Source organism: Curtobacterium sp. Leaf154 (genome assembly GCF_001424595.1).
GTDB lineage: Bacteria > Actinomycetota > Actinomycetes > Actinomycetales > Microbacteriaceae > Curtobacterium > Curtobacterium poinsettiae.
The window spans coordinates 38011-50369 of the sequence record NZ_LMOS01000005.1 but is presented as its reverse complement, the minus strand read 5'-3'; the positions used below and the strand labels follow the sequence as shown (position 1 = coordinate 50369).

Annotated in this window: 14 protein-coding genes; 6 read left to right on the top strand and 8 right to left on the bottom strand. The window is 69.4% G+C overall.

All coding sequences use genetic code 11. From position 1 onward, the window contains the following. Positions 1-13: 13 nt before the first annotated feature. On the top strand, positions 14-436 hold the full coding sequence (locus tag ASF75_RS10430) for an ester cyclase (protein ID WP_056071192.1): 423 nt from the start codon (positions 14-16) through the stop codon (positions 434-436). An 88-nt stretch (positions 437-524) separates the two neighbouring features. Here the strand turns inward: ASF75_RS10430 and ASF75_RS10425 are convergent, their stop codons facing one another. Further along, positions 525-1088, bottom strand: coding sequence for a TetR/AcrR family transcriptional regulator (locus tag ASF75_RS10425; RefSeq protein ID WP_056071189.1), 564 nt, complete (start codon positions 1086-1088; stop codon positions 525-527). 117 nt (positions 1089-1205) lie between these two features. Here ASF75_RS10425 and ASF75_RS10420 point away from each other — a divergent pair, with 117 nt between their 5' ends. Further along, the gene (locus tag ASF75_RS10420) at positions 1206-1871 is read left to right on the top strand and encodes an SDR family NAD(P)-dependent oxidoreductase (RefSeq protein ID WP_017885863.1); all 666 of its coding nucleotides are present in this window, start codon (positions 1206-1208) and stop codon (positions 1869-1871) included. A gap of 72 nt (positions 1872-1943) precedes the next feature. On the opposite strand, the gene ASF75_RS10415 is transcribed toward ASF75_RS10420, so the two are convergent. Continuing rightward, complete coding sequence (locus ASF75_RS10415; protein WP_056071187.1) at positions 1944-2561, bottom strand: TetR/AcrR family transcriptional regulator; 618 nt, start codon at positions 2559-2561, stop codon at positions 1944-1946. 78 nt (positions 2562-2639) lie between these two features. On the opposite strand from ASF75_RS10415, the gene ASF75_RS10410 reads away from it, so the two are divergent. Together ASF75_RS10410 and ASF75_RS10405 are read left to right on the top strand one after the other, a co-directional pair. Continuing rightward, on the top strand, positions 2640-3830 hold the full coding sequence (locus ASF75_RS10410) for a hypothetical protein (RefSeq protein WP_156463853.1): 1191 nt from the start codon (positions 2640-2642) through the stop codon (positions 3828-3830). A gap of 99 nt (positions 3831-3929) precedes the next feature. Continuing rightward, a complete protein-coding gene (locus tag ASF75_RS10405) occupies positions 3930-4994 on the top strand; it encodes an amidohydrolase family protein (protein ID WP_082046787.1) in 1065 nt (354 codons plus the stop codon). A gap of 150 nt (positions 4995-5144) precedes the next feature. Here ASF75_RS10405 and ASF75_RS10400 read toward each other — a convergent pair whose 3' ends face one another. Together ASF75_RS10400 and ASF75_RS10395 are read right to left on the bottom strand one after the other, a co-directional pair. Continuing rightward, positions 5145-6392 carry an MFS transporter gene (locus tag ASF75_RS10400; RefSeq protein WP_056071184.1) on the bottom strand — a complete coding sequence of 416 codons (1248 nt, stop codon included), beginning with the start codon at positions 6390-6392 and terminating at the stop codon, positions 5145-5147. A gap of 118 nt (positions 6393-6510) precedes the next feature. Next, on the bottom strand, positions 6511-6993 hold the full coding sequence (locus tag ASF75_RS10395) for a MarR family winged helix-turn-helix transcriptional regulator (protein WP_042536891.1): 483 nt from the start codon (positions 6991-6993) through the stop codon (positions 6511-6513). A 55-nt stretch (positions 6994-7048) separates the two neighbouring features. Here ASF75_RS10395 and ASF75_RS10390 point away from each other — a divergent pair, with 55 nt between their 5' ends. Further along, on the top strand, positions 7049-8245 hold the full coding sequence (locus ASF75_RS10390; RefSeq protein WP_056071182.1) for an FAD-dependent monooxygenase: 1197 nt from the start codon (positions 7049-7051) through the stop codon (positions 8243-8245). A 101-nt stretch (positions 8246-8346) separates the two neighbouring features. Here ASF75_RS10390 and ASF75_RS10385 read toward each other — a convergent pair whose 3' ends face one another. Then, positions 8347-8727 carry a VOC family protein gene (locus tag ASF75_RS10385; protein ID WP_056071180.1) on the bottom strand — a complete coding sequence of 127 codons (381 nt, stop codon included), beginning with the start codon at positions 8725-8727 and terminating at the stop codon, positions 8347-8349. A gap of 131 nt (positions 8728-8858) precedes the next feature. Next, complete coding sequence (locus ASF75_RS10380) at positions 8859-9554, bottom strand: helix-turn-helix transcriptional regulator (RefSeq protein WP_056071177.1); 696 nt, start codon at positions 9552-9554, stop codon at positions 8859-8861. A gap of 253 nt (positions 9555-9807) precedes the next feature. Between ASF75_RS10380 and ASF75_RS10375 the strand changes: the two genes are divergently transcribed. After that, entirely contained in the window at positions 9808-10878 is a 1071-nt protein-coding gene (locus tag ASF75_RS10375) for a magnesium and cobalt transport protein CorA (RefSeq protein ID WP_056071174.1), read from the top strand. Positions 10879-10939: 61 nt separating this feature from the next. On the opposite strand, the gene ASF75_RS10370 is transcribed toward ASF75_RS10375, so the two are convergent. Both ASF75_RS10370 and ASF75_RS10365 read right to left on the bottom strand, forming a co-directional pair. Then, positions 10940-11758 (bottom strand): hypothetical protein, encoded by an 819-nt coding sequence (locus ASF75_RS10370; RefSeq protein ID WP_156463852.1) that lies wholly within the window; start codon positions 11756-11758, stop codon positions 10940-10942. Next, a complete protein-coding gene (locus ASF75_RS10365) occupies positions 11748-12287 on the bottom strand; it encodes an RNA polymerase sigma factor (RefSeq protein WP_042536912.1) in 540 nt (179 codons plus the stop codon). Before ASF75_RS10365 ends, ASF75_RS10370 begins: the two co-directional genes overlap by 11 nt. Positions 12288-12359 lie beyond the last annotated feature (72 nt).

The window sequence follows — 12359 nt, the reverse complement described above, 5'->3', positions numbered from 1 at the left end:
AAAGTAGTTGTCCATGACCACAGACACACGCCTCTCCTTCCTGCGATTCGTCGACTTCATCAACAGCGCCGACCCGTCCATCGGTGAGACGGTCATCGCACCCGAAGCGGCGTTCTTGACGCCGTTCTCGCCCGAGCCGCTGCGCGGACTGCCGGGGTACATGCAGATCCTGACGATCATGCGGGGCGCGTTCTCCGACATCCAGTGGAGCACCGACCGGATCGTCGTCGAGGGCGACGAAGTCGCAGCACGTTTCGAACTGCGCGGCACGCACGACGGCGAGTTCCTCGGTGTCCCCGCTACGGGGAGGACGGTGGTTGCGAACGCGAGCAACTTCTACCGTTTCGACGAGGGACTGATCGTCGACGAGGTCGGCCAGCCGGACGTGCTCAGCATCCTCGGGCAGATCGGGGCGCTCCCGTCGGCAATCAGGTGAACGGTCAGGGTGCGATCGGCTTCGCGCGACACGGGGCGGCTGCCCGGTGGGTCAGTGGTACTCCGTGACGATCGCCGTGGCATGACCCTCAGGCAAGCCAAGCTGCGGACACGCTCCGGTCCACGACGTGACGCCATCCTTCCGGGGCTGCAGGGTCGTGGCTGGCCATCCCGGCCAGCCACAGGACGGCCATCAGGTCGTCGGCGGTGAAGTCCTCGGCGAGCACTCCGGCGCTGTGTGCGTTGGCGACGAGTTCGGCGCCGAGCGCCATGGATCGTTCGCAAGCGTTGATGAGGAGCACGGCGTCCGGGTAGCGCCGCAGCATTGCGTCGTTCATGGCCGGGTCGCTTCGTTGGAGGTCGATCATCTCGGCGATGAAGGTCTCCAACTGGGAACGGGGACTGTCCTGCGACAGTGTCCGGTTTCGCAGGGTCTTGAGTTTTGCCCCTGCGATGTCGGGCACGACGGCGTCGATGAGTTCTTCGCGCGACCCGACGCGGTTGTAGAGCGTGCCGATGCTCACGCCGGCTTCCCGGGCGATGTCCTCCAGGGGAGCGGACAATCCTCGCTGCGAGAACACGGCGATGGCGGCGGCGCGCAGCTTCTGGAGGTTCGCCTGCGCGTCTCGACGCAGACGGGGTGGGGTGCTCACAGCGACTCCGAAGGATCTTGAGGGCGGTCTCAACATATGCTGCAGTGGATTTGAGGACGTTCTCAACTTACCGCACCAGCTTGCAGGGCCCGGCGGTGGGCCACGAAAGGACACATCATGCCCCTCATCACCATCATCGGCGCGGGACCCGGACTGGGTCTCGAGATCGCTCGCGCCTTCGGGAAGAAGGGCTTCGACGTCGCGCTCGTTGCCCGCAGCCAGGCGAAGGTGGATGCCCTGGCGAGTGCGCTCGTCGCGGAGGGCATCCAGGCTCGCGGGTTCACCGCCGACGTCAGCGAGCCCGACACGATCCGAGGCGCACTCCGGTCGATCCGGGAGTCGCTCGGTCCGATCGACGTCCTCGAGTACTCGCCGGCGGATCGGGCACTGGAGTCGGTCGATGCCGTGGACGTGACGATGGACAACCTGCAGCCACAGATCGACTTCTACCTCGGTGGCGCCATCGCGGCCGTCGGTGCGGTGCTGCCCGACATGATCGCCGCGGGCACAGGCACGGTCCTCGTGACGACCGGTGGTGGTGCGCTCGCCCGGACTCCGGTCCGCGGGAACGTCAACATCGCAGCCGCAGGGCTCCGGAACTGGATCCTCAACCTCGGTGCCGCCGTCGCGGAGAAGGGTGTCTACGTCGGTTTCGTCGCGATCACCGCCCTGATCGGAGGTGGGCGACCGGATGCGGAGCCCGCGGTCATCGCGCAGTCGTACGTGAAGCTCCATGACGAGCGGCGGGACGCCGAACTGCACTACGTCGCCTACGACGGCTGACGACACACCCGTCCGGGCCGGCCGGCCTGGACGGGTGGCTGCCGCGAACTCTGCATGGTGGCGCTCTGCACGTCAGTCGGTGCGGGCACCGGCTGCCGCGGCTGCGAACGTGCGGAGCGTGGCGACCTGCTGCGCGGTGCTCGGCGGTGCGTCGGCCATCTGCCACGTCGACACCAGCGCGATCATGCCGCCGATCGTGAAGGTGCGGGCGTCCCCGCTGAGTGCGACCATCGGTCGGGGGCCATCGCAATCGGACTCCGTCAGCCACGTCGTCATCGCCGAAGCCAGCACCTCGGTGACCCGCTCGCCGCGCGGGATGGCACGGAGCTTATCGAAGAACTCCCGATCCGATCGTCCTGCGGTGAGCAGCGGTTCGATCCCGCGTTCGCGAACGGCGTCGGTGAGGGCCTGCGCGAGGTTCGCCGCGCCCTCGTCGAGGGGAAGATGGTCTTCGAGGAGTCGACTGATCCAGGCATCTGTCGCGAGGTCACCGACATTGCTGTAGTGGTTGTGGAGCGCCTGCCTGCTCAAGCCAGCTCGCTGCGCCACTGCACTCATCGAGATCGTCTCGCCCTTCGGCGCCTCGGACACGAGTGCGGTCAACGCCCGGATCAGGGCGGCGCGGGTGCGGGTGATGCGCGGGTCCACCCGCTGGCTCGCGAGTGCCGCCGTGGGCGTTCCCTCCGTCATGCGTCCATCTTGCCAGACTGAGAGCTCTGATGTACGTTCGTCATCTACTGGACAACTGTAAAGGACACCATGACGCACGTGACCGAACCCGCACCGGACCGGCGAGACGGCCCGCAGCACCCGGCCTTCGAAGCGGCGGTCGCGGGCGGAACGCTGAACTCCGAAGGGCCGGGATCGGCTCATCGCTACCGGAACGTGATCCTCGGCGGGATCGCGATCCTGCTCCTCGCGATGGCGATGCTGACGAGCTACTCGAGCGCGTTCGGCGACCCCACGCCGAACAACGTGCACCTCGCGGTCACCGGCGACGCTGACGCGATCGTCGCGCTCGAGCAGCAAGGATCGCTGGACCTCACCGTCGTGGCCTCTGACCAGCAGGCGCGGACCGCGGTGCTCGACCGCGACGTCGACGGCGCTGTCGTGTTACCTGCTCCGGGGAAGGGCGCCGGCGTCACCACCTACATCGCCAGCGGCGGCGGCCGTGGCCTCGGACAGGCGATCTCCGGTATCGGTGACTCGATCGCAGCGAAACTGCGGACCACCAACACGGCCGCAGACCTCGCACCCCTGCCGAAGCAGGACCCGGTCGGATCGATCGAGTTCTACGCGATCCTCTTCGCCGGCCTGGGGGCCGCCCTCGGTGCGACGGTGTTCGGACGCATCCTCGGCACTGTCGACACGGCGGCGAAGTTCATCGAGCGCAGCATCGTCCTCGTGCTCTACACCGGTCTCCTCGCCGGACTGATCACCCTGTGGATCGACTCCGCACTCGGAGCGGTGACCGTCGGCCCCTGGGCCGTGTTCGGGACCCTCTGGCTGACCGGACTCGCCATCGGGGGAGCGGTCACGGGCGTCGCAGCACTCGGCGGAACCATCGCGGCTCTGGTGATGACGCTCGCCCTGGTGATCCTCGGGAACACGTCGTCCGGTGGCCCGCTCGGGATCCACGTCCTCAACGACTTCTTCCAGACGCTCTACTACGTCTTCCCACAGGGCGACGCGCTCGACCTGCTGCGGTCCGTCCAGTACTTCGACGGCGCCGCGGTCGCCGCCCCGATCATCCGGCTGAGCATCTGGGCCGTGGCAGGCATCCTGCTCACGCTGACGGCGATGCTCATCCGGAACCGACGCGAAGCCGCGGCTCGACCGAAGGGCGGCCTCCGCTCCGAGCACGATCCCCGCCAGACGGCCGGACCCTCGGGCTCCCACCTCGAGGCCGCTGCAGTCACGCCCAACGCGGCCTTGCTGCCGTTGACCCCAACGCCCTGAATGCAACAGGGGTCCTCGACGGGCGGGGATCCCTCGAGGCACCCACTCCTGCACACGACAACCAGCCCTCATCGCTGAGGACGATCGGAGGACCGCACCATGCCAGGAAAGATCGATGTCCACCAGCACCTGCTCCCGCCCCGCTACTTCGAGGCGCTGGCAGCGGCAGGATCGAAAGCGATGGGGGCCGGCGCCCCGGGGGATGCGCCGGCTGCGACCGGAGGGTCCGCGCAGTGGGACCCGTGGGGTGGAAGCGGCGGGACCGCACCGCGACGAGGGCCTCGTGCCATCGGTGGCTGGCTGATGCCGGAGTGGAGCCCCCGAGCGGCGATCGAGATGATGGACGAGGCGGGGATCGAGACCGGAATGCTCTCGATCAGCGCGCCCGGCGTGCACTTCGGTGACGACGCCGCGGCGCGGGAACTCGCCCGCGAACTGAACGACTACCAAGCCGAGCTGGTCCGTGAGGCGCCGGACCGGTTCGGGCACTTCGCGGTGCTGCCGTTGCCGGACTTCGATGGTGCCGTCGCCGAGGCCGTGCGAGCACTCGACGAACTCCACGCCGACGGGGTGCTCCTGCTGTCGAACGCGCACGGACGGTACCTCGGCGACCCCGCGTACGAGCCGCTCTGGGCAGAACTCGCCGCGCGCTCGGCCGTGGTCTTCGTGCACCCCACCGCACCACCGATCACCCAGCTGCCAGGGATGCCGACTGCATTGCTGGACTTCCCGTTCGACACCACCCGCACCGCCGTGGACCTCGTCGCGCACGGCGTGTTCGACCGGTACCCGAACCTCCGCGTCATCCTCTCCCACGCCGGCGGGTTCCTGCCCTACGCAGCCAGTCGATTCAGCGCCGCCGCGATGTTCAACCCCGACACCACGCCGGAGAGCATCCAGGCGGGCCTCCGGAAGTTCTACTTCGACACCGCACTGTCCGCATCCCCAACCTCGCTGCCGTCACTGCTGGCGTTCGCGGAACCCGGCCATGTCCTCTACGGCAGCGACTTCCCCTACGCGCACCCCGATTGGAGCGCCCGCTTCGACCACGACCTGGACACCTACGACGGCCCCGGCGCAGAACGACTGGGCGAGGTGCACCGAACAGCCGCCGAGCAGCTCTTCCCCCGCTTGAGCGCCGAGCGCGTTCCGGGGAGCGAGTGAGTGTCGAAGCGGTCCGTGAGCCGCCAGGGTGCACCAGCCTGACCGTTCAGCCGAGTGTTCGCGGGGTCTCACCCGCGGAGCCGATCCGCAGCGTCCGACGCGGCACCGACCATGCGGCGGATGAACGCGGCGTGGTGCTCGAGCTCCCCGTTACCGAACGGCGATCGTCCTGAGTGGTGAGCACACCGCCACGACGACGGCGCCAGTGAACACGAGCGTCACCGCGAGGAGCGCGACGCCATCCCCGGCGACGGTCATGAGCGCGCCGCCGCCCACCGCGCCCGCAGCCGCGAGGGTCCTGTTCGCGCTGCGCATCGTGCCGTTCATCCGACCGAGCAGCGCGTCGGGTGTGACGGTCTGGCGAAGACTCATCTCGTTCGCGTTCTCGCAGCCCGCTGCAGCGCCGTGCACGGCGAAGGCGACGAACAACACCGCGACAGTCGCCGGTGTTCCTGCGGTGCCGGTGCCGACCGTCGTGAGCGTGACGGCGGCCCAGGCGACCGGGTACGCGGCTCGAGCGGCGATGATCGTCCGGCCGGCACCGAAGCGGGTACCGAGGCGCGGCGCAGCGGTGGCGCCGAGGAGCATCGCGACACCGCTGACGGCGAGGATGCCCCCGTACACGGCCGCTGGGAGCGCGAAGGTGCGGAGCGCGAGTGTCGCGAACACCGTCAGTCCGGCGGCGTTGGCGAGGAACCAGAGATGTGTCGACAGCGCCAGCGGTGCGAGCGTCGCATGACCGTACGTCCACCGCAGACCGTCGGCGATGTCGCTCCGCAACCGCGCACCCGCCGTGCGCGCTGGCGTCTGCTCGATGACGCGGACGCGCGCGATGAGGACGGCGTCGATGAAGTAGCTCACCGCGTCGAGGGCGATCGCGACCGGCGCGGTCACGATGCTGACCAGGACACCTCCGAGAGCCGGGCCCACCGTCTGCGCTGCCGCATCACTCTGGTCGACCCGCGCATTCGCCGCCAGGAGGAGCGGGCGAGGGACGATTCGAGGGAGGAGGGACTGCGTCGCGGCGAATCCGATGACGGACAGGATGCCGAACACGAACAACGCCGCCGCCGTCACCCAGAGGTTCAAGAGCCCGGTGAACCAGAGCACCGGGATCGCGCCCAGGCACACGCCACGACCGACACTCGCCCAGATCAGGAGTGGCTTGCGCCGGAATCGATCGACGTACGCGCCGACGATCAGCCCGAACAACGCGTACGGGAGGAACTGGGCAGCGTTCACCAGCCCCACCTCGAACGGGCTGGCGTGCAGCACGGTCACCACGAGAACCGGTACGGCGACCGCGCTGACTGCTGATCCGAACGATGAGACGGTCGCGGCGGACCAGTACGAGCGGAACCCGGGTACTCGGCGCAGCGTGGTCACGTCCTCGCCCATGCGCCAACGCTGGCAGACGGCGACGCCGCGAGCAAGACACTTCCCACTCCGCATCGCTGTGGGGTGGTCGATCGGCCGACGAGAAGGCCAGTCCTCGATCGACGGACCTCGACGGCGTCTATCCGCGGAGCCGGTCCGCGGCATACGACGCGGCACCGACCATGCGGCGGATGAACGCGGCGTGGTGCTCGAGCTCTGCTGCAGGCACCTGTTGCAGGGCGGCAGCGATCTCGGCGGTCGACCGCTCCGTGAACGCCCGCGCACGCTCCCGTGCCGCCGGTGTCGGACGGAGCGTCACCCGGCGCCGGTCGGTGTGCTCGCGGCTGCGCGCGAGCAGACCGGCCGCTTCCAAGCGGTTCAGCAGCACCGTCACGGAGCCGGAGGTCATACCGATCCGCTGCCCGAGCCGTGCGGGCGACAGCGGTTCCCCGGACGAGTCGGCCCAGAGCACCTGTCCGAGGGCGTTCGCATCTGTGGTCGGCAGGTCGAGCCAGGAGGACATCAGCTGGTTGAGCTCCGCGAACGCCACCGCCCATGTCTGGAGCGCCTCCATCACCTCGACCTGGGGCGCGTCCCACTCCGCCTCGAACACGTCGTCCATCAGACTCCTTTACTGTGTAGTATCTTTATTGTAAAGCTCGCAACGGAGGGACACCATGGCAAACCGCACCGCTGTCATCTCAGGAGCCAGTATCGCTGGCCTCTCGACCGCCTACTGGCTCCGCCGGACCGGATGGGATGTGACGGTCATCGAACGAGCCGCTGCGTTCCGTGACGGCGGACAGAACGTCGACGTCCGGGGCGTCGCGCGCGACGTGCTCCGCAAGATGGGCTTGTTCGACGCCGTGAAGGCACGGAACACCACCGAGACGGGCACCGTCCTCGTCGACGGGCGTGGAACAGTCATCGCTGAGCTGCCCTCCGACGGGGCCGGCGGTGCGACAGCGGAACTCGAGATCCTGCGCGGCGACCTCGCCCGGACGATCCTCGACAACCTGCCGCCCGGCGTCTCGTTCGTCTACGGGGACACCGTGTCGGCCGTCGCCGACGACGCTGCGGGAGTCACCGTGACGACCGCGAAGGGCCAGCGCCTGCGTGCTGACCTGTTCGTCATCGCCGAGGGTGTGCGGTCCCGCACCCGTGCGGTGGTCTTCGACCAGGACGACGTCGACCAGCGCGACCTCGACGTCACCATGGTGTTCGGGACCATCCCAGGGACCGACGGCGACGACGACCGTTGGCGGTGGCACAACGCCGTCCGAGGGCGCCAGGTCCACCTCCGACCCGACCCGTACGGCACCACCCGGGCGATCCTCGCCTACTCTCCCGGGGACGACGTCATCGGTCTGAGTCGTGAGCAGACACTGGCGGCGGTGCGGCGCCGGTACGACGGAGTCGGGTGGGAGGCGCCGCGGGTCCTGGACGCGCTCGACAAGTCGCCCGACGTCTACATCGACCAGCTCCAGCAGATCCGGATGCGGACCTGGCACCGCGGCCACGTCGTCATGGCCGGGGATGCCGGATGGTGCGTCACGCCCATGGGTGGCGGCGGCGCCTCGCTCGCGCTCACCGCCGGCTACGTCCTGGCCGCCGAGCTCTCCGACGCGACGCAGGACCAGGAGGCAGCGTTGACCGCCTACGAGACGTGGATGCGCCCACTGGTCGACGATGTGCAGGATCTGCCTCGTGGACTCAAGGCCCTGGCGTACCCGCAGTCCCGACTCGCTCTCGCACTCCGCGGGCTCCTGAACAAGGTGCTGATGTCACGGCCGCTTCGACCGGTCGCCATGAAGCTCACGCAGGTCGCCGAGACCGACCGCGAGTTGCCGGCCCTGCGGGCCGTCGTCAGCTGAGGAGCCTTCGCCCCGCTCCTCGGACGTTCGTATCTGCCCCGCCGCCGGGTACGGCTTCACTGAGCCTCACCCATCAGCAGGCTCAACAACCTGCCTGGCCATCACACCGAGCTGGCGGCGGGCCTGCTGAACAGGTTGACGACGTTGCCGTCCGGGTCGCGGACCAGTGCGGAACGGTTGCCCCACGGCATCGTGGTCGGCTCCAGGACGACGTCGTCGCTGCCGAGCTGCAGTCCGGCGAAGGCACCGTCGACGTCGGCGACCTCGAACTCGATGAGCACGGAACGGTTCGTCGCGGGCGCCAGCGCATCGCCGAGCAGGGCGACCGTGGCGGTGCTCGCGATCGCGAGGGTCCCACCCTGGCCGGTGAACTGCGCGAAGACCGGTGCAGGGCGCTCGGCCGGCTGGCCGGTGACCCGCTCGTAGAAGGCGACCACGCCTTCGAGGTCGTCGGTGATGATGCGGACGGATGCGAACGACATGGGGTTCCTCACGGTGGTGCTGCTGACTCGGAGCGACCAGCTTCACCGGCGGTTGCGACACCGTCCTGTCGGTGTTTCCGGAAACCGACCGCGTTTCCGGAAACCGACCGCGTTTCCGGGGATCGACCGCGCTAGTCGTCGAGGACCGGCCGGAGTCGTCCGTACCGGATCGCGAGGTCCTCGGATCGCAAGACGCGCTGCGCGGGCCGCTCGTCGGTGACCTCGACCGTCAGCATCCGGTCGCCCCGGAACGCCCGCACCCCGTCGCGCATGCGGCACCAGGCGATCAGGTACCACTGACCGTCCTTCCCGATCGACCCCAACGGTTCGACGTCTCGGACCGACTCCGCTCCGTCGGCGTCCCGGTACTCGAGCCGAACCACTCGATCCGCGCGCAAGGCCGCCGCGAACTCAGCCGGGGCGACCACGTCCTCCTCGTCCTCCAGGAAGTGCACCCGGGACGCCAGTGCGCTGGCTCGTGCGGCGTCCCCGGCGGGCATCACCGCGAGCGTCTTCCTGGCGGCGGTGTGCGCCGCGTGCCGGAAGGGACTGCGCCCGAGCGAGCCGAGCCCGATCAGCACCGCGAGGGCTTCATCCGGCGTGAAGCCCGCCGGGCCGAGCGTCGCGGACGCGTCGATGACGTACCCGCCGGTCCGGCCGGGCTCCGCCCAGATGGGCAGACCCGACTGCTGCAACGCGGAGATGTCCCGTTCGATGGTCCGCACCGACACCTCGAACCGCTCCGCGAGACGACGCGCGCTCCGCGGCTGCGGGGAGACGGCGCGCAACTCCTCCACGAGGCCGTAGAGCCGATCGGTGCGGTTCACCTGGTCATCTTCCCTGCCGCACCGGGATTCCGTCAGCTCCACGCCGTCTCGTCTGCCACGTGTCGGACTGGAGGCACGGTGCCAGCTGACACCGTGCCTCCAGTCCGTCCTGGGTCGCGCCCAGGGCGTGTCAGGACTCCGACAGGAATCCGGCGCGCAGCGTGAGGGCTCCGTCAGGGAAGCGCTCGCGCCGTCGGCGGTCCGGCATGATCGGCAGGTTGCCCGCACGCCCCACGGAACCAGGAGGACACCGGTGGCCCTCATCGACAACGGCATCTACGTCAACGGAACGCGGACCCAGTCGCCGCAGGACCTCAGCCTGACCTACGAGGCACTCGACGCCGCGGGCAGCGGGGCGATGGCCTGGATCGGGCTGTTCCGACCGACCGCCACCGAACTCGCGTCCGTCGCGGACGAGTTCGGGCTGCACCCGCTCGCCGTCGAGGACGCGCACAAGGGGCACCAGCGCGCGAAGCTCGAGCGCTACGGCGACACGCTCTTCGTGGTGCTGCGACCCGCCTGGTACGACGAGGACGAGGAGACGGTCGAGTTCGGCGAGGTGCACCTGTTCACCGGGCGGGGCTTCGTGGTCACCGTGCGGCAGGCGGAACGGCCGAACCTGGCCGACGTGCGGAAGCGACTCGAAGCCGATCCGGAAGCCCTGGGGCGAGGGTCCGAGGCGGTGCTCTGCGCCGTCCTCGACGAGGTCATCGACAGCTACGCCCCGGTCGTCGCCGGCCTGCAGGACGACATCGACGACATCGAGGACGACCTGTTCGACGGGGACGTCGACCCCGCGTCGTCGCGGCGGATCTACCAGCTGCTCAGCGAGGTCATCGGGTTCCAACGCGCCATCGGACCGCTCCCCGAGATGCTCAACGCGTTGCTCCGCGGTGCCGAGAAGTACGGCACCGACATCGAGGTGCAGAACCAGCTGCGGAACGTCCTCGACCACGCCATCCGCGTGACCGAGCGGGTGGACACCTTCCGGACGCTGCTCGAGAACGCCCTCACGCTGCACTCGACCCTGGTGACGCAGGAGCAGAACGACGCGATGCGCCGGATGACCAGCGCGAGCCTGGCGCAGGGGGAGGAGAGCCGGCGGCTGGCACGGGCGTCGATGGAGCAGGGCGAAGAGGTGAAGAAGATCTCGTCGTGGGCGGCGATCCTGTTCGCGCCCACGTTGGTCGCGTCGATCTACGGCATGAACTTCGAGCACATGCCCGAGCTGCGGTGGGTGTGGGGGTACCCGGCGGCCATCGTCGCGATGGTCGTGTTGGCGGTCGTGCTGTGGGCGGTGTTCAAGCGGCGGCACTGGCTCTGAGCGTGCGTGGCGACGGACTGGAGGGACGGTGCCAGCTGGCACCGTCCCTCCAGTCCGTCGGTCAGTCCGTCCAGGTCTGCTGCACCAGGGCCTCGAGGAGGCCGTCGGTCGGGACGTTCGACTGCGTGATCGAGATCCAGGTGTCGCCGCGCACGAAGAACGTGTGCGCCGTCTCCACCCGGTCCGAGTAGTACATCGCCGTCTCGGTGTGCTGGCAGGAGCGCCCGCCGAGCGTGTCGGTGCAGGTCCAGCCCTTGCCTGCGAGGGACTGGAGCCGGGCCTGGAGGACACCTCGGTCGACGGTGCCCATCTCGAGGAACAGGTTGTCGACGTCCTCGGTGCTGCCGCTCGGCGACCAGTGGCAGACCAGCGTCGCGTCCGCGGTGAACGGTTCCTCGGGGTCGACGTAGTAGTCGGTCTTCCCCCCGGGAACCGCGGGTCGGAGCTGGTCGAGGACCAGCGAACCGAACAAGCGCGGAGCATCAGCTGCCGGAACGGCGTCCGTGCACGCCGCGGGGATGGTCCCCGTCGTGTCGGCCGTCGGGGTCGGCGTCGGCGTGATGCGGGCAGCTGACGGTGACGGCGACCCGGACGGTGCCGGGGCCGGCGCCGCAGAGGTCGCAGCCGGTGTCGGCGCGGCGGCGAAGGGCGTCGGGACCAGGCCGAGCGCCATCGACCCGCTCGCGGCACCGATGCCGAGCACCGCGATCACCGCCGCGATGAGTCCGGCCCGACGGCCAGGGGACACCGGGCGGGGCTCGGCGCGCATGCCCCGGACGACCTGCTGCCGCATGCCGGCGAGCATCTGGCGCATGTCGTCGCCGCCGGGCGGCTCGTTGCCCATCGGAGGCTCGTGGTCGAGACGTCGTTCATCGTTCATCGTTCGTCACCGCCTTCTTGATCCGTGCACGAGACCGCCACACGCGTTGGGTGACGGCGCCGACGCTCATGCCGAGCAGTTCGGCGGCCTCGGCGTAGGAGCGGCCCTCGATCAGGCAGAGCTCGCACACCTGGCGATCGAGTGGCGCGAGTGCGTCGATCTCGGCGCGGACCCACCGCAGCCGCTCGCGGGCATCGTCGTCCTGTTCGGGCGCAGCGAGCTCGTCCGGCAGGTCGACGCCCTCGTGTCGGCGCTGCTGCCGTCGCAGGTTCGCGGCGTGGTTCCGGCACACGACGAGCAGCCACGGCAGGAGCGACTCCCCGGGGACCTCCACCGTGTCGGCCTTCTGCCACAGCGTCAGGAACGCGTCCTGCACGATCTCCTCGACGTCCATGCGCCGCGTGACCAGTGCCCACGTGTACCGGGTCATGGTCTCGGCGTGACGGTCGAACAACGCGGTGACGGCACTGCGGTCGCCGCGCGCTGCTGCCGCCACGAGCGCGCTGTCCGGCTCGGCTGATCGGTTCATGTCCACCCCCTTCACTCCGCAGTGTGCACGGAGGGGACATCCTCACAGATCGGTCGTCGCCGGGCGTGTCGT